Origin of the sequence: Bacillus paramycoides (assembly GCF_038971285.1) — a bacterium.
Lineage (GTDB): Bacteria > Bacillota > Bacilli > Bacillales > Bacillaceae_G > Bacillus_A.
Window position 1 is genome coordinate 864,913 of the sequence record NZ_CP152427.1, and the last position, 18,161, is coordinate 883,073.

Here is an 18,161-nt window from a genome sequence, read left to right on the forward strand (position 1 = left end):
TATACCATTATACTTTTGTCCGTATGATGATATGCTATAGTTTTGGAGAAGCGAAAGGTTGATTGTAATGAATATATGGTTAAGTATGTTAACGACGACAGGGCTCGGAGCAATTATTGGAGGATTTACAAATCATTTAGCGATAAAAATGTTATTTCGTCCTCACCGTCCTATTTATATTGGGAAATTTCAAGTTCCATTTACACCAGGATTAATTCCGAAGCGCCGCGATGAGCTTGCGGTTCAATTAGGAAAAATGGTTGTGGAGCATTTGTTAACGCCAGAAGGAATCGGAAAGAAGTTAGCGAATGAAGAGTTTCAAAAAAGTTTAATCCACTGGGCACAAGTAGAAGTGGACAAAGTAATGATGAATGAACAATCACTGCGACAAATGTTAGAACAATGGAATGTAGCGCATGTAGAAAAAGAAGCGACCGATAAAATTGAACATGTAATTACAGAAAAGATTGAGGCATTTTTAGAAGAGTACTATACATATACATGGGAACAAGCTTTACCTCATTCTGTTCACGAGAAAATAGAGAATGCGATTCCAAATGTTTCGGCATTTATTTTAGGGCGAGCAACTCAGTTTTTTGAGAGTGAAGAAGGGAAAGCACGTCTTTCAAAAATGATTGATGATTTCTTTGCTTCTAGGGGAACGCTACTTAATTTAGTCGGAATGTTTTTAGGGAATGTAAGTGTAGTGGATGGTGTGCAGCCAGAAGTCATTAAGTTTTTAGGGCAGGAAGGTACGAAACAGCTTTTAACTGAAGTACTGCAAAAAGAGTGGGAAAAGTTAAAAGGAAGAGATGTAAAAGAAGTAGAAACGTTTGTAGAAAAAGAAATGATTGTGAGCTCTATATTGTCTGCAGTTAAAGTGGAGGAAACAGTGGGTAAGTTTTTAAACCAATCTGTGCAGCAAGTATGTGAGCCAGTTCGAGGAACAATTATGGAAAAGGTAGTTCCAAGTGCAGTAACGAAAGGCTTGAAGTGGGGGACAGAAAACGTAGCGAGTATATTAAAGAATCTCCATCTTGCGGAAATTGTTCAGCAAGAAGTATCTACATTTTCAACGGAGAGACTAGAAGATTTAGTGCTGTCCATTACAAAAAATGAACTAAAAATGATTACGTATTTAGGTGCCTTATTAGGCAGTATGATTGGAATTGTGCAAGGATTATTACTGTTGTTCCTTAAATAATAAGGTAAGTACATAGAAATAAAAGTGAAATTTCTTCACATCTCTTGCATAGTTTGATATGGTAAGAAGAGGTGCGTATGTAAACGCACTGAAAAGGCAGTGCGCATGACAAGTGCTAGCCTTCTAAAGGAGGAAAAATAAAATGACAAAAAACATTCATGATGTTGCATATGAATTACAAAAAGCAATCGCTGAAAACGAAGATTTCCAAACATTAAAAGCAAGCTACGCAGCAGTACAAGGTGACGCAGCTTCAAAGAACTTATTCGATGAGTTCCGCACAATGCAACTTGGCCTACAACAAAAAATGATGCAAGGTCAAGAGATCACTGAAGAAGATAACCAAAAAGCACAAGAAGTTGTAGCTCGCATTCAACAAGATGCTAAAATCACAAAGTTAATGGAAACTGAGCAACGCTTAAACGTTGTAATCGGCGACGTTAACAAAATTATCATGAAGCCACTTGAAGAATTATATAGCGCGCAACAACAAGCGTAATGAAGGAAGACGCCCCTCGGATAGGGGCGTCTTTTTTGTTTGTTATTTGTGGAAATACTCAGTCTCAATATTCTTCTCCTTCAAAAACTTTTCAATTTCTTTTTGCTTCCTACCATTCACTTTCTCAAAGCGTTTTGTAAAAGAAAAATCAGTTTTGAATAAGTTACCATCCTGAGCAAGTTTGTCTAGTTCTTGCTCTAGTTCTACTGAAAGTGCCGTAGATGATGAAATGTAATCATGAATTTCTTTCGAAGGCTGTTTGTAATCATCAGGGATCGTATTGTTACTAATAAAATTATAGAAGTTCGCATCGTTTTGTTGCGCTAGATCTACTAGTTGTTTTAATTTCTCCCGATCGGATTCCGTGACTTCCTCGTCAGACATGGCTGATGAAAGTGGGACGATGTTTTCGTATAACTCTCCGCTATAATCTAAATACGTTTTTATATTTTGTTTCATTTCATCTTCATTAATCGTTTCATTCTTTTTTGAGGAAGTGAATATAGTTTCTGGAATTTTAACTGTAACATCTTTAATAGATTGTACATCGTTTTCTTCTTTAGGTTGCACACTGTTTGAACAAGCTGGTAGTAATAAAATTATAAGTAATATGAGTGGGTATAAAATATACTTTTTCATCTTAATCTCCTTTTGCATTAGTATCTTTGTAAAGTAGCTACATTCCATTTCAAGTACGTAACTAAAGCTGCGTATAGATGTTTTATCATTTGATAACATATGACGGATATGAGTAAACCGCTGCAAAAAGCGATGAACACATTATAAACATCGGAGTAACTGATTTGATGAAACCCTTTGAAAAATCCTAATCCTATTAATAAAATAGGTGAGATGATTAATAATGGAGTAGCAATGATAAGTGCTAGAATAATCGGTAATAAAAAGAGCAATACGAAAAAGGCGATAATGATAAAGGTAAAGTTTAAAACACTTAAGCTCATAACAGAAAATAGTGCAGTTATCATATTTTTGAAGCTTCGTTTCTTGTCAGCATTGCTTATTGCATAGGAAACATTCAGTTCTTTCGCGATCGTTTTAGGGTTTCCTAGTTTTCTAGCAATTTCTTCTTCACATTTCCCATCTTGTTTACCACTGATAAAATGAGTTTCATACTCCGAAATAATATCTTTCTTTTCTACATCGGGCATATTCCGCAGAGAGGAACTAAGTTGTTCCAAAAATTCATTTTTGTTCATAACAATCACTTTCCTTTATAAAATGATGAATTACAGTTGAGAATCCTATCTTTTGAAAAGGGGAATACAAATTATAAAACGTGTTCCAATTAATGGGTATTCCAATATTTACAAATATATCATTTGCTAGTGTTCTTTGCAAGGTACTGTTAAGGTTTTAATACTGTAACGAGATGGAAGTTTCTCTTACATTTTTAGAGAAGTTATAAAAATATTATTTTAGGATAAACAAAGGGTTGTAAGCGTATTCCTTATTGTTTGTCAAAATACTGTCAAATTCATATTCTTGGAAAAATAATGCATTTGTAATATAATGATAAACGATACTTCACCACATTAATTAACTAGGTGAAAATAAAAAATCTTTATTACACACATTATGAAATAAAGGAATGATTAGTTTGAGTACAGATGTAAAAGCAAACGACGTGAAGACAAAAACAAAAGGAGCAGATCTTGTTGTTGATTGTTTAATTAAACAAGGTGTTACACATGTTTTCGGTATTCCAGGAGCGAAGATTGACTCTGTATTTGATGTACTGCAAGAAAGAGGACCAGAGTTAATTGTTTGTCGTCATGAACAAAACGCAGCATTTATGGCAGCTGCTATTGGTAGATTAACAGGGAAACCGGGCGTATGTCTTGTAACTTCAGGGCCAGGGACATCAAATTTAGCGACAGGTCTTGTTACTGCGAATGCGGAGAGTGATCCCGTTGTTGCTTTAGCTGGTGCAGTTCCGCGTACAGATCGATTAAAACGTACGCATCAATCTATGGATAATGCTGCACTATTCGAACCAATCACAAAATATAGCGTAGAAGTAGAGCATCCTGATAATGTGCCAGAAGCATTATCAAATGCATTCCGAAGTGCGACTTCCACAAATCCAGGCGCTACTTTAGTAAGTCTGCCGCAAGACGTTATGACTGCGGAAACGACTGTAGGGTCTATCGGTGCGCTCTCTAAGCCACAACTTGGAATCGCTCCCACACATGATATTACATATGTAGTAGAAAAAATAAAAGCAGCGAAATTACCGGTTATTTTACTCGGTATGAGATCGAGCACAAATGAAGTGACGAAAGCCGTTCGTGAATTAATTGCGGATACAGAACTTCCTGTCGTTGAAACATATCAAGCGGCTGGTGCCATTTCACGTGAGTTAGAAGATCATTTCTTCGGCCGCGTTGGACTATTCCGTAACCAACCAGGTGATATTTTACTAGAAGAGGCAGATCTTGTTATTTCTATCGGTTATGATCCAATTGAGTATGATCCGAAATTCTGGAATAAACTTGGAGACAGAACGATTATTCATCTTGATGACCATCAAGCAGATATCGATCATGATTACCAACCAGAGCGTGAATTAATTGGTGATATTGCCTTAACAGTAAATAGCATCGCAGAAAGATTACCGAAACTTGTGTTAAGTACGAAATCAGAAGCAGTGTTAGAACGATTACGCGCGAAATTATCAGAGCAAGCAGAAGTTCCAAATCGTGCTTCAGAAGGTGTTACGCACCCGCTTCAAGTGATTCGTACACTTCGTTCTTTAATTGATGATGATACAACTGTTACGTGCGACATCGGTTCCCATTACATCTGGATGGCAAGATGTTTCCGTTCTTATGAACCACGTAGATTATTATTTAGTAACGGTATGCAAACGTTAGGTGTTGCACTTCCTTGGGCAATCGCTGCTACTTTAGTAGAACCGGGTAAAAAAGTAGTTTCCGTATCAGGTGACGGTGGTTTCTTATTCTCAGCGATGGAGTTAGAAACAGCAGTACGTTTAAATTCTCCGATCGTACATCTTGTATGGAGAGACGGTACGTATGATATGGTTGCGTTCCAACAAATGATGAAATACGGTAGAACATCCGCTACAGAGTTCGGTGATGTTGATATTGTAAAATATGCGGAAAGCTTCGGTGCAAAAGGTCTTCGCGTTCATACTCCAGATGAATTAGAAGGTGTATTAAAAGAGGCACTAGCAGCAGACGGTCCTGTCATTATTGATATTCCAATCGACTACCGTGATAACATTAAATTAAGCGAAAAATTATTACCAAACCAATTAAACTAATGGAGGCAGATTTGAGATGACTGTTGCGCAATTAATCGATATTGATGCAAAAAGAACGAAAACGAGTAATGAAGTATATCAAACATCTACAATGCTTGCGCTATTAGATGGTATATATGATGGTGTGATTAGCTTTGAGGAATTGAAAGAACGTGGTGATTTCGGCATCGGCACATTTGATCAATTAGATGGTGAAATGATTGCATTTGATAACGAATTTTATCATTTACGTTCAGACGGTTCAGCAGAAAAAGTAGAGCCAGAAGAAACAACACCGTTTGCTACTGTAACATTTTTTGAAAAAGAAATGGGTTATGCAGTAGAGCGTCCGATGAATCGTGAAGAAGTTGAGGCATTATTACATGAATTAATGCCAAGTAAAAACTTATTTTACGCGATTCGAATGGACGGTACATTCCGTGAAGTAAGAACGAGAACTGTTCCAAGACAAGAAAAACCGTATACACCGCTCGTTGAAGTGACGAAATCTCAGCCGATCTTTTCGTTTAAACATACAGAAGGTACGCTTGCTGGATTTTGGACACCAGATTATGCGCAAGGCATTGGTGTAGCTGGTTTCCACTTACATTATATTGATGATGAAAGAAGCGGGGGCGGGCACGTTTTCGATTATGTTATAGAAAACTGTACGATCCAAATTTGTCAAAAAGCTCATATGCATTTAGCACTTCCAGAAACAGCTGATTTTATGGCGGCTGAATTATCTAGAGAAAACTTAGAGGATAATATTGCGACTGCGGAAGGTGCGGAGTAAAAGGAGAAGACTGTTCCACCTTGGAACAGTCTTCTTTTATTTATCGGTAAGTCGATATCGTTTATTTCTTTGAAACAAACGGATGTCCCTCATAATAAAAACGCCACGGATAATGTACAGCTTCTTCTGCATAGTCGATGTTAATACGGGGTCCTGCTGTTATTTTATATTGTGATGATATGTGTTCTTCTTCTGGGACGAGTTCAATATGTAATGTATCACTTTGTAAGGACACACCTCGTTCTTCTAAAGTAATGCCGAGGGCACGGCATAGTTTGCCAGGGCCGTTCGTTAAATTTTTATACTGCGCTTTTGTAATGTCGCTTTTGTTGTAGCGTGCTAGTTTTATTTCTTCGATTCCATCTACTGGCTGAAGGGCTCGAATGAGAACACCTTGCGGGGTGCCAACTGGCGCTGTAATGATGTTAAAACAATGATACATACCGTAAATTAAATATACGTAAGCATGTCCCGGTGCACCAAACATGACTTCTGTACGGTCCGTTCGTCTACCTCCGTAACTATGCGCGGCTTTATCATCGGGACCTTTATATGCTTCTACTTCTACAATGATTCCGCTTCGTTTTACTCCGTCTACAATATGTACAAGTTTCTGTCCGAGTAATTTCTTTGCGACTTCTAACGTATCGCCTTCATAAAAGGAAGGTGGTGCCTGCATTGTACTATCTCCTTTGCTAAGTGTATATGTATATAGTAAACCAAATTTTCAGTAGTAATTCTAACTCGTTCTATTTGCTACATTTATTTCATAAATTATGGATAGAGTACAACAGCGAAGAGGGGGAGTGCGACATGATTTATCGCTTACTAGCTCTTAATATAGATGGGACACTACTATACAACAACGGAAAAATTGCAAAAGGATTACGAGAAACAATTGAATTTGTGAAAAGAAAAGATGTATACGTTACATTATTTACGAACCGTAATTTTCAGTCTGCTCATAAAGTAGCAAAGGCACTAAAATTAGATTCTATATTAGTGACACATGGCGGTGCTTTCGTTTCAGCAACGTTAGATAAGCCGTATGTTCAAAGAAGACTATCGGAAGAGAAGACGTTTAACATTGTGCAAGTGTTAGAGCACTTTGATTGTAACGTCCGCATTTCTCATGAACGGTTTTCAATCGGAAATCGTGAGAGAAATACACCAAACTTAATTGCGCGTACTGTATTATCAAGCGCAGATCCATTATTTTATCCAGTTCAATTTGTAGACTCGTTAGGTGATGCGCTTCGTGATCATCCAGTAGCGGCGCCAAAAATTGATGTTATTTTCCAAACGAAAGGTGAAAAAGAACGAGGGCTCCATACATTAAGAAAAGCGTTCCAAGATTTAGAGTATGTTGAGTCTGATTCAAAACGAATAGAAATTTTGCCGCAAAATGTATCAAAATTACGTGGATTACAATTGCTTGGAGAGCATTTAAATATTTCGCTAAACGAAATGGTTGCGATTGGAGATAGTTTAGAAGATCTAGAAGTCATTGAAAATGTAGGACTCGGAGTAGCGATGGGGAACTCGCCTGTAGAGTTAAAACAAGCAGCTGACTGGATTACACGTTCAAATAGTGAGAACGGTGTAGAGTATATGATTAAAGAACATTTCCGTAAGCAATTCCCGCTTCCGTTTTTGAAGAATCATAAAAATACACCGAAACGATGAAAGAAAAACGTAGCTTTTGGGCTACGTTTTTTTGTTGAACGTATTAAAAGGAATGAAAACGTTTTAGATTATGAATTGTGTATGAAATCTATACAATTCACTTGAATACTCTGGGAAACTATTGTAGAGTAAATGATGTTACCAAAATAGTTACACCACATGAAATATTCTTCAGGTTAATTTTGTTGAGCTCCATATGTAAAAAATACTTCCGCATGATAGTTTCGTTTACGTATTATCTCAAAAATGAATTGTAGTGATTTTATTAAGCAGTTGTAGAGTTTCTTGTTTTTATTTAAATGGATGATTTTAAGTTATTGTGAGTAAGGCTTGGTACATATGAAAGATGCTTTTTGTTTGGTTTTAGGAAGTTTAAAAGGGGGAATGAATTTCTTGAGGAAATCATTTAATCAAAAAATAAAAAAATTAAGTAGTAGTTTTATAGTTGTGTTACTAGTATGTATGAATTTTTTAATCCATTTACCGTATAAAGCAGAGGCAGCTACAACAGAGTTAAAAGGTTTAGGTGATGTATCTTATTACAATGCCATCATTTTTGGAGATCATAGTGCAACGAGTGCGGATATTGAGGGTGCGATGGCTGTTCAAAAAAATATGAACGCATCAAGTTATACAGTCGTAGCGGCTGCAACGGGAGCGAATAATTTAGCTGGAGCGACATGGGTAGATGAAGGATATCCGTCATTATTACTAGGTGGTCAATTTACGAAGGCGGGGACAGGACAAGTAATTATCCAAGATGGAACAGTGGCTATGACAAAAGATGGTGACCCAGAAGGTGCAATGAAATCGTCATATGACCGTATCTCTTATAAAGAGCAAGCAGAGATTGATGCTAAATTTAAAGAGTTTAGAAAAGACGTTAATAGTGTAATTGAGGATGCGGATCAATTACATACTGATAAACCAAAACCGGGTATGACCTTTGGAATCGGTGAAGATGTAAAGAATCCTAATATTTACGTTTCTTCAGGATTAGAAGGGCAAGAACCATTCAATGTAAAGGATGTTTATCTTCCAAATGTAAATAACAAAGACTTTATTGTTATTCATTCAGATGCAGAAGAAGTTAATTTTGGTGGCGGTGCAATCCTGTATGATACAACAGATAAGGGTGGGTTCACATTAGTTAATACCTCTCAAGCATATGACCCTAATTCCTTTTTTACTGAGTTAGCTAGTAAAGTCATTTGGGTGTTCCCTAATGCTAAAAAGATAACAACTAAAGGATATGGTGTAGTAGGAAGTGTATTTGCGCCTAATGCAGTTGTAGAGACAAAGGGTGGCTCTATTAACGGACAAGCCTTTGTTGGTGGATTACACCAAAGAGATGGATTTGAGGTTCATAATTTTAAATTTAACTGGCCAAAGTGGAAAAAGCCGGCTGCAGAAAAAGGAAATTTACAAATTAAAAAAGTTGATGAAGACAATGAAAACATTGTTTTAAAAGACGCAAAATTTGATGTTATAGACAAAGATAATAATGTTGTGGCTACTGTTACAACAAACGAAAAGGGTATTGCGGAAGTTAAAGATTTACCATTTGGTGATTATTTTGTAAAAGAAATTAGTGCACCAGAAGGATATATAAAAGTTGATACACCAGTAAAAGTAACAATTGATAATACAAACGTAATGAAAATTGTTATGAAGAATACGAAAAAAGTAGAAAATGGTCAATTTAAATTATTGAAAAAAGATAGTGAATCTGGTCAACTTTTACCAGGTGCAAAATTTGATGTTATAGATAAAGATGGGAACGTTGTCGAAACAATTATTACAGATGGTAAAGGTGAAGTTTTATCAAAACAACTTCCAGTTGGAACATATACATTAAAAGAAGTTGAGGCACCAAAAGGTTACGAACTATCATCTAGTTTAGTTCATGTTGATGTAGCTGCTAATAAAACAGTGACTGTAGATGTGTTGAATAAAAAGATTGTTGAAAAAGCTACAGGTCAATTTGAAATCGTAAAAGTGGATGCAGAAGATAAAGAGAGAGTATTATCAGACGCAGAATTTGAAGTGTACAAAGATGGTAAAAAAGTAGAGACGTTACGAACAGATAAAACTGGTAAAGTAATCTCTCAGAAATTAGAGCCAGGAACATACACATTAAAAGAAACGAAAGCACCGCAAGGATATACATTATTAAAAGAAGAAATTGAAGTCGTTGTGGAAGCAAACAAAGTAGTAGAAGTACAAGTAGAAAATGCAAAAGAACTAGGAAGCTTACAAGTAATCAAAAAGGATGCAGAGAGTGGAAAAGTTCTAGAAGGCGCAGAATTTAGACTGAAGAACGAAAATGGTCAAGTAGTTGGAGAAGCGAAAACAACGAATAAAGACGGTGTAGTACAATTCGAAAACTTAGTACCAGGTAAGTATACGATAGAAGAAACGAAAGCGCCGGAAGGCTACAAAGCGTTAGAAGTGACGGTAGAAGTAAATGTTGTTGCAAATACAGTAATAAAGCAAGAAGTATTAAATGAAAAAGTGAAAGAAAAGATTAAAGGTCAAGTAGAAATTACAAAGGTAGATGCTAATGATACAAATAAAAAATTAGCAGGCGCAGTGTTTGAAATTTTGAAAGATGGAACAAAAATAGACACATTAACATCAGATGAAAATGGTAAAGCAACTTCGAAAGAATTAGAGCCAGGAGATTATGTTTTAAAAGAAGTTCAAGCGCCAGAAGGTTATGAGTTATCTGATAAGGAAATTGAATTTACGATTTCTAATCAAAAAATTGAAGTAGTAAAACTTCAAATTACAAATGAAAAAGAAACAAGCAAAGGTCCAGAGAATCCAGGTGGAGAAACAGAAACCCCAGGTGGAGAAACAGAAACCCCAGGTGGAGAAACAGAAACCCCAGGTGGAGAAACAGAAACCCCAGGTGGAGAAACAGAAACCCCAGGTGGAGAAACAGAAACCCCAGGTGGAGAAACAGAAACCCCAGGTGGAGAAACAGAAACCCCAGGTGGAGAAATAGAAACCCCAGGTGGAGAAACAGAAACCCCAGGTGAAGAAACAGAGAAACCAGGTGAAGAAACAGAAAAGCCAGGTGAAGAAACAGAGAAACCAGGTGAAGAAACAGAAAAGCCAGGTGAAGAAACAGAGAAACCAGGTGAAGAAACAGAGAAACCAGGTGAAGGAACAGAAAAGCCAGGCGAAGAGACAGAGAAGCCAGGCCAAGAAACAGAAAAGCCAGGTGAAGGAATGGTAAACGTAGATAAAGAACAACCTACCTTACCAGAAAAAGGACAAGGTGAGTCTCATACACAACGCCTTCCAGCCACAGGACATGATATGAATTATCTTCCGTTCGTTGGTTTTGCCCTTATTTTATTAGGAATACGTCTTAGATTTATGATTAAAAATAGTTAACAGTTTTATAAAAGGCATAAGAGAATTGTTATCTCTTATGCCTTTTAGTTTTTTTGTTTAAGCTTCAATAACCTTAAGCATTCGGTTTAAAAATGCAGCTGCTTCAGCGCGTGTCGCTGTGCCTTTTGGTACGAATTCATTCCGTTCGTTACCTTTTACAATTCCGTATGCATAAACGTTTTGTAATGCTTTTTTATCGTATGCTAAGTTTTGGTCAGTGAATGGTAATTTCACTTCTTTTCTATAAATCCATTTATATTCTAGTGCACGGTCAATCATAATAACAGCTTCATCACGTGTTATTGTAGCATTAGGATCAAATTTATTATTCCCACGACCATTAATGATACCTGCGCTAGCGGCGCGGTTAATTCCATCTACTAAAGATGGGTGTGCTTCGTTTAAGTCTGTAAATTTAGCGTTTCCAGCAGGTAATTTTAAAGCTCTCGACATTAAATTTGCAAACTCAGCTCTTGTTACAAGACGGTTTGGCCAGTAAGAACCATTGCCGTCACCGAACATGATTTTTCTAGCAGCCAATTGACGAATGTCTTGTTCATACCATCCACCTGTAATGTCGTCTTTTTCATGAGGGACTTCTGGCGGTAGAATATCATCTTTACGATGTTCATTATAGTAAGCGTTCGTGCCTTTTAAGAAAGCATCCCATTGTCCGCGTTGAATCATAAATGCAGGGCAGTTTTTCCCGCTCCAAAATTGATGCTTTTGCACGTGATCTAGAGAGATGTTTAATTCGTTCATTAAATAAGCGGCTAACTTTTTTGCGGTTTCTACCGCTTTTGTATAATTTCCATCACTATTCACAGCAATTTCAATTCCGATAGATTCATAGTTTCCTGTCTTATTTCCAGCATGCCAACCAACTTCATTTAATGGAAGGTGTTGATAAATTTCTTTGTCATCCACTGTAAAATGCCAAGATGCTGAACGATCAGTATTTCCACGGGCTTGGCTATCTAAGTACTTCGCATGATTTAAAGCGTTAGCACCTTTACTTGTATTAGCAGTTTCATGAATTGTAATATATTTCGGTTCCATTGCGTAGCCAGGACGAATGTTTTCATTTCCTTTTGGAACAATCATTTCTTTAAATGTAACACCATAAACGTTATTTGTAGGCAAATTAGATGGTGTTTTGAAGAAAGTTGCGCTTCTCTTTTCGATAGCACCTGTTTTTTCAAATAATGATGCTTTCGTACCGTCGAATGTAGCTGAAGGAGCATAAATCCATTTTTCAGTTCCGTTCATTTGAATGTTAAACCAATTCCCAGCTTGTTCAGTAGGAGTTACTGTTTGTGGCTGTAATTTCGTTTCTTCTTTAAACGATTGGAAAGGGAATGAATAGACTGATGCTTCTTCTGTTATAATTAATTTTTGATTCGAGAGTTTATGAATTTCTTGTACTTCTAAACTATTATTTTCCTTATTAACCCAACCAGAACCAAATGTAGTTTGTATATAATATGCATTCCCTTTTTTCTTCGTTGCCTTTACTACCGGTTCAGCAATTTCAATATTTGTTTTGGTTTTTAAGTCGTTTGAATCGTATAGTGGAAGTTTTGTTGATAAGTGGAGAAGATATTCACCCGAGATTTCAAGGTCGCTTTCTTCGTCATGTCTATGCTGTTTTGCATGTTCTTCAATGCTTTTTAAAGCTTGATCATCAATAGAAAATTCCGCATTTCTCTCTATATTTTCTGCGAATGAATGGGTAGGTACTATAAATGTTTGTAATGCCAAAGATAGTGCTAAAATGTTGTAAAGCTTTTTTTTCATAGTTGTTTTAACACGTGATAGTCTTTATTGCGTGTTAAGAGTCCTCCTTTATATGTATTTAAATTAGTAGCAAGTACTAATACGTTCTAGATTGTAACAAGAGTATATTACAATGTCTATACAACTAAGAAAAGTTCGTTAAAAATCAATATTCAGTTTGTTTTAAATAGGATATCAAAATAAGGTAAAACCTTCTGTATTGACCTGCAAACGCCCTTCAAGTAAACTAAAGAGAGTTTGCAAATGAAAAGGTGATAATGTTGTTAATTTCAATTAAAACGTTACAAGATGATCGTTTTTTACGTCCGCTACAAAATATTGGCGGCTTATTTTTTGAAGATAGTACGATTGGATTTGAACAAGAGGAAGCAAATCTTATCGTTGATATACACATTGAAGAGAATGTAAAAGCATCTGCTCGTTTAACAGATGTTGCGACTGGAAATGTGTATGAAGAAACATTCGCAAAAGATTTATCTGCTTTCACAGATGAAAAAGAGCGTATGAAGCAAGTGAAACACGTTGTTTCTTATGTATATCTTTCTGTTCTTCAGCAGTTAACTGGCATTGAACAAAGCTGGGGTATTTTAACGGGAGTTCGTCCGACGAAACTTCTTCATAAAATGCTTCAAAATGGTATGTCAAAAGAAGAAGCGCATCAAGAACTTCGTGAAAGCTATTTAATTCATGAAGAGAAAATTGAACTTCTTCAGCGCATTGTTGATTGCCAATTAGCGGTAGTTCCAGATTTATACCGTTTGAAAGAGGAAGTAAGTATTTATATCGGTATTCCATTCTGCCCAACAAAATGTGCATATTGTACATTCCCGGCGTATGCAATTAACGGACGCCAAGGCTCTGTTGATTCATTCTTAGGTGGTTTACATTATGAAGTTCGTGAAATTGGTAAGTTTTTAAAAGAAAAAGGTGTAAAAGTTACGACGATTTATTACGGCGGCGGTACACCGACAAGTATTACAGCAGAAGAGATGGATATGCTGTATGAAGAAATGTATGAAGCATTCCCAGATGTGAAAAATGTGCGTGAAGTAACAGTTGAGGCAGGTCGCCCAGATACAATTACGCCAGCGAAGCTAGAAGTGTTAAATAAGTGGAACATTGACCGTATTAGTATTAATCCGCAGTCATACCATCAAGAGACATTAAAAGCGATTGGACGTCACCATACTGTAGAAGAAACAATTGAGAAGTATCATTTAGCTCGTGAAATGGGAATGAACAATATTAATATGGATTTAATTATTGGTCTTCCTGGTGAAGGGTTAGATATCTTTAAGCATACGCTAGATGAAACAGAAAAGTTAATGCCAGAATCATTAACAGTTCATACGTTATCATTTAAACGTGCTTCTGAAATGACGCAAAACAAACGTAAATATAAAGTAGCAGGTCGCGAAGAAATTACAGCGATGATGCACGAAGCAGAAGAGTGGACGCAAAAGCATAATTACGTACCATATTATCTATATCGTCAAAAGAATATTTTAGGTAATTTAGAGAACGTTGGTTATGCAATGCCGACGCAAGAAAGTATTTACAACATTGTCATTATGGAAGAAGTACAATCAATTATCGGACTTGGTTGTGGTGCATCAAGTAAATTTGTTCATCCGAAAACGGGAGCAATTACGCACTTCGCAAATCCGAAAGATCCAAAATCATATAACGATGGCTTCGTAAAATATACAGAAGACAAACTGAAAATTTTAGAAGAGCTATTTGTATAAGAAAAAAGAGGTTGTTCCAATTTGGAAGAGCCTCTTTTTTATCCCGCTTTAATGGGCAGTAAGACCCCCACCTCAAAATTCAGCGAAAGCAAAGAATTTAGATGGGGGTCGGGCTGCCCATTAAAGTCCGATTGGTGAGGGCTGATAATCAGTGGGGGATGAAAAAAACCTCCACTGATTAAAGTTTTACTTTATTTTGTCAGTTTTTGTCTGTAAATTGATATATTCGAAAAACTGCCGATATAATTCCACTTACCGCTAAGCGGAACTGTTTGTAAAACTATGTCGATAATAATCAGAAAAATTAGTCAAATCATTAAAGGACAATGTCTACTTATGGACGAAATGATAGATTTATGAAAGAGAAAAGGGGGAAATTGTTGGCATGTACATGACGATAGGGAGAATATTTGATTTAGCTGTTGGTAAGTATCCGAATAAAGAGGCCTTAGTAGAGCCGGAAAAAAATATTCGCTGGACGTATAAACAGTGGGATGAGCAAATAAATAAAACGGCGCAAGCTCTTTTGAAAGAAGGGGTAAGAAAGGGAGATACTGTATCTGTTTACTTATATAATTGCCGTGAATTTGTAAACGTTTACTTAGCCTGCGCGAAAATAGGGGCAATCTTTAACCCGATTAATTTCCGCTTAAAAGCAAAAGAAGTATCGTATATTCTCCAGGATGCAGCCTCGAAAGTAGTAGTCTTTGAAAAAGCAGTTGAATCAACTGTCGCTATCATTGAACGAGATTTTCAAAATTCGTCTTTTTGGTATGTAGAAGACGATACACCTTCCTATGCTAGTTCTTACCATGAAAAAGTGAATGCAGCATCTTCTGATAAAGTAGATATCGAAATTGATGAAATGGATTATTGTTCTATGCTGTATACGAGCGGTACGACAGGTCATCCGAAAGGCGTACTACATCGCCATCGTGAAATGGCTGAGCATAGTATGATTTGTACGTATTTCTTAAAATATAATAGAGATAGTGCCGGGCTTGTAGTGGCGCCTTTATATCATTGCGGCGAGTTAAATGCTGGAATCATTCCGCGCATTCAAGTTGGTGGAAAGAATGTTATTTTACATCACTTTGATACGGATAGAGTCTTACATACGATTCAAGAAGAGAAGATTACGACATTTTTTGCAGCACCGACGATGTGGAATATGTTACTGCAAAAAGATTTAACGCAGTACGATTTAACATCGATGAAGATTGGTATATATGGAGGAGCGGCGATGGCTCCAGCATTAGTGAAGGAATGTAAAGAACGTCTTTATATTGATCTTGTACAAATTTACGGAATGACAGAAATGGGACCAGTTGTTGCGTTTCTCGTAGAAGAAGATCAAATTACGAAAGCAGGTTCAGCGGGAACACCGTGCTTTAGTCATGAAATCCGCATTGTAAAACCAAACGATGATGCACCAGCAGAACCAGATGATGTATTACCTCCTTATGAAGTAGGGGAGATTATTTTACGCGGCCCAACTATGATGGCTGGTTATCATAACCGAGAAGAAGCAAATGCAAAATCGATGTATAAAGGATGGTATCACTCTGGTGATTTAGGTTACTTCGATAAAGATGGCTATTTATTCGTCGCAGATCGTGTGGATGATATGGTAATTAGTGGCGGCGTTAATATTTATCCACGTGAAATTGAAGATTTCCTTCATAGTCATCCTGGTATATTAGATGTTGCGGTGCTTGGAGAGCCAGATGAATTATGGGGAGAACGTGTTGTGGCTGTTGTTGTAAAGAAAGATGAAGCGATTACAGAAAATGATTTAGAAATATATTGTAAAGAAAGTGATGAATTAGCGGATTATAAACGTCCACGTCATTATTTATTTGTGGATGAACTTCCTCGTAATGCGAGTGGAAAATTACAAAAGTTTGTCCTGAGAGAGTCTTTGAAAGGTGCGAAAAAATAGAAAGTGTGGGACGCACTATACCTATGTGATTTTCACCTGTTTTTAAATAGACGAAGCAATATCTTTGCTCTTTTGTAGAGGTGGAGAATTAAGTGAAGATCAATCAATCTTCACTTAATTCTCGTTTCTTTGTAAAGAAGAGTAATTCGTGCATTTGAAACAATGTGAAAGAACTAAAGTGATGTAATGTACAAAAAAAGACACCCTAAGGTGCCTCTTTCCGACTTGAACCATTTTCATTTCATACGAATCTATCCGTATTACCCCTGTGTTATAAGTGGTAAACACATACTATAAAACAGAATCGTCTATATACACTAATTGTTAGTTTAAAAAATACAAGAGATTTAAACTTAGTATTGGAGTAACGCCACATCCCCTATAATGATTGATATGTTACGCCTTTTAAAAGAATCTGCTTTATAGAACGTGTCCACAAGTTATATTTTACTACATGTAATATTCATTTAGTTTATTTTTTGTGAATATGTATAATTACATAAACTTCATAAAAAAAGGGAGTATACTTTGTTATTTTGTAATAAAGGTAAAGCCCGCCTATAAAAAATAGGGGGCTTTTCTTATTTTTTATAAATATTTATTCCAATTATATTATCAGATGAATCTAAACGAACATACACGTCATCTGACAAAAGGTGGGCATTATATATTCTTTGTTTATATGTTGATATCTCGAAGCGTTTTCCATTTGATTCACATTCCAGAATAATCATATCTCCATGTTCTTTCCAATTTACTAATCTAGCAGTTGTATTCATTTTTAATCCTCCTCTAAATCATTTTATGAAAATGAATAGAGATAGTGTGAGGAAGGAGTTTATATAGTCAAAAAGAAAGGTGAAGATATTGAAGAGATGGTAACATAGTAACTTTTCAAAAAACAAAATATTTAATTATATTAATATAACAGAAGGGAGGAATAGCCATGCAATTAGTTTGTTTTAAAATAGTAAGTGGTCAATACTTCTTATTTGTAGAAGGTATTCAAATTCCTGTACCAATTCCAATTTGTTCTTAATGTAAGAACTTTCAGCAGTTCTACTTTTTGATTGAAAAACCCTCAAGCATATGAATACTTGAGGGTTTTTTATTGTTATAAAAATCGTTGAATGAAATGGGGTTCGCAACATTGTTTGATGGTCATGTTGGGATGCCCACTTTCTACTTTTATTTACGTGAAAATCCTTCTTCATCAAGGTATTCCGCAGCTTCTGGATAAGAGTTGAATGTACCGTCTAAGTTTACACCAGCGTACACGTTCCACATATCGTCCTCTGAGATAAGAGTAAGGATATGGCCGTCTTCGTTCTGCCATTCTTCTTCTTTCGCAGGTTCTGCAGGAATTACTACTTCTTCTTGTGAAAGTAATTCAATTGATTGCTCGATTACTGAGCGTAATTCATCTGCTGAAAATTCGCGGATGTTAACCATACCTTTATCATCCGTTTTGTAACCTTTAATACCACTTGCATATACAAATCCGTTTCCGTTTGGATGTAAGTGATAAACAACGTTCTTTTTATCTAAACGACTTTCTTCAAAGTGGAAGTTCACGCGTTTTAATGATACGTTCTTTCTTTCTAATTCAGGGAAAGATTCAATGATCGATAATTTTTCTTCAAAAGTTAGCATAGTGCCTCCAAATATATAATAAAAGATTTAATTTGTTCATTATAACATAGTTATAATAGTTTCCAAAGATGCAGCGGAAGCTTACAATTGAATGCGTTTACGTCACGATACTGTAAAAAGTGGACTAACGAATATATTCTTTTAG

General features: G+C 36.2%; 14 protein-coding genes. 8 read left to right on the forward strand and 6 right to left on the reverse strand.

Annotated features, from left to right (window positions below; translation table 11 throughout):
• Window positions 1-67 precede the first annotated feature (67 nt).
• Window positions 68-1,204 (forward strand): DUF445 domain-containing protein, encoded by a 1,137-nt coding sequence (locus tag AAG068_RS04475; protein WP_342718307.1) that lies wholly within the window; start codon window positions 68-70, stop codon window positions 1,202-1,204.
• Window positions 1,205-1,346: 142 nt separating this feature from the next.
• Window positions 1,347-1,703, forward strand: coding sequence for a YlbF/YmcA family competence regulator (locus AAG068_RS04480; protein ID WP_098761289.1), 357 nt, complete (start codon window positions 1,347-1,349; stop codon window positions 1,701-1,703).
• Between the two features lie 42 nt (window positions 1,704-1,745).
• Here AAG068_RS04480 and AAG068_RS04485 read toward each other — a convergent pair whose 3' ends face one another.
• Both AAG068_RS04485 and AAG068_RS04490 read right to left on the reverse strand, forming a co-directional pair.
• Entirely contained in the window at window positions 1,746-2,342 is a 597-nt protein-coding gene (locus AAG068_RS04485; RefSeq protein ID WP_342718308.1) for an NDxxF motif lipoprotein, read from the reverse strand.
• 17 nt (window positions 2,343-2,359) lie between these two features.
• Complete coding sequence (locus tag AAG068_RS04490) at window positions 2,360-2,920, reverse strand: HAAS signaling domain-containing protein (protein WP_098667826.1); 561 nt, start codon at window positions 2,918-2,920, stop codon at window positions 2,360-2,362.
• A 401-nt stretch (window positions 2,921-3,321) separates the two neighbouring features.
• On the opposite strand from AAG068_RS04490, the gene alsS reads away from it, so the two are divergent.
• Both alsS and alsD read left to right on the forward strand, forming a co-directional pair.
• A complete protein-coding gene (gene alsS / locus AAG068_RS04495; protein WP_342719707.1) occupies window positions 3,322-5,010 on the forward strand; it encodes an acetolactate synthase AlsS in 1,689 nt (562 codons plus the stop codon).
• 16 nt (window positions 5,011-5,026) lie between these two features.
• Window positions 5,027-5,785 carry an alpha-acetolactate decarboxylase gene (gene alsD / locus AAG068_RS04500; protein ID WP_342718309.1) on the forward strand — a complete coding sequence of 253 codons (759 nt, stop codon included), beginning with the start codon at window positions 5,027-5,029 and terminating at the stop codon, window positions 5,783-5,785.
• 61 nt (window positions 5,786-5,846) lie between these two features.
• On the opposite strand, the gene AAG068_RS04505 is transcribed toward alsD, so the two are convergent.
• Window positions 5,847-6,464: a DNA-3-methyladenine glycosylase gene (locus AAG068_RS04505; RefSeq protein WP_342718310.1), complete on the reverse strand. Its 618-nt coding sequence runs from the start codon at window positions 6,462-6,464 to the stop codon at window positions 5,847-5,849.
• A gap of 134 nt (window positions 6,465-6,598) precedes the next feature.
• On the opposite strand from AAG068_RS04505, the gene AAG068_RS04510 reads away from it, so the two are divergent.
• Both AAG068_RS04510 and AAG068_RS04515 read left to right on the forward strand, forming a co-directional pair.
• Window positions 6,599-7,471 carry a Cof-type HAD-IIB family hydrolase gene (locus tag AAG068_RS04510; protein ID WP_342718311.1) on the forward strand — a complete coding sequence of 291 codons (873 nt, stop codon included), beginning with the start codon at window positions 6,599-6,601 and terminating at the stop codon, window positions 7,469-7,471.
• Between the two features lie 393 nt (window positions 7,472-7,864).
• Entirely contained in the window at window positions 7,865-10,876 is a 3,012-nt protein-coding gene (locus AAG068_RS04515) for a SpaA isopeptide-forming pilin-related protein (protein ID WP_342718312.1), read from the forward strand.
• Window positions 10,877-10,933: 57 nt separating this feature from the next.
• Here the strand turns inward: AAG068_RS04515 and AAG068_RS04520 are convergent, their stop codons facing one another.
• A complete protein-coding gene (locus AAG068_RS04520; RefSeq protein WP_342718313.1) occupies window positions 10,934-12,673 on the reverse strand; it encodes an S-layer homology domain-containing protein in 1,740 nt (579 codons plus the stop codon).
• Window positions 12,674-12,930: 257 nt separating this feature from the next.
• Between AAG068_RS04520 and AAG068_RS04525 the strand changes: the two genes are divergently transcribed.
• Window positions 12,931-14,421 carry a coproporphyrinogen III oxidase gene (locus AAG068_RS04525; RefSeq protein WP_342718314.1) on the forward strand — a complete coding sequence of 497 codons (1,491 nt, stop codon included), beginning with the start codon at window positions 12,931-12,933 and terminating at the stop codon, window positions 14,419-14,421.
• A gap of 385 nt (window positions 14,422-14,806) precedes the next feature.
• Window positions 14,807-16,363, forward strand: a complete 1,557-nt coding sequence (locus tag AAG068_RS04530) for a fatty acid--CoA ligase (RefSeq protein ID WP_342718315.1) — start codon at window positions 14,807-14,809, stop codon at window positions 16,361-16,363.
• Between the two features lie 581 nt (window positions 16,364-16,944).
• Here the strand turns inward: AAG068_RS04530 and AAG068_RS04535 are convergent.
• Both AAG068_RS04535 and AAG068_RS04540 read right to left on the reverse strand, forming a co-directional pair.
• Window positions 16,945-17,142 carry a hypothetical protein gene (locus tag AAG068_RS04535; protein WP_001098287.1) on the reverse strand — a complete coding sequence of 66 codons (198 nt, stop codon included), beginning with the start codon at window positions 17,140-17,142 and terminating at the stop codon, window positions 16,945-16,947.
• A 409-nt stretch (window positions 17,143-17,551) separates the two neighbouring features.
• A complete protein-coding gene (locus AAG068_RS04540) occupies window positions 17,552-18,016 on the reverse strand; it encodes a hypothetical protein (RefSeq protein ID WP_000955016.1) in 465 nt (154 codons plus the stop codon).
• Window positions 18,017-18,161 lie beyond the last annotated feature (145 nt).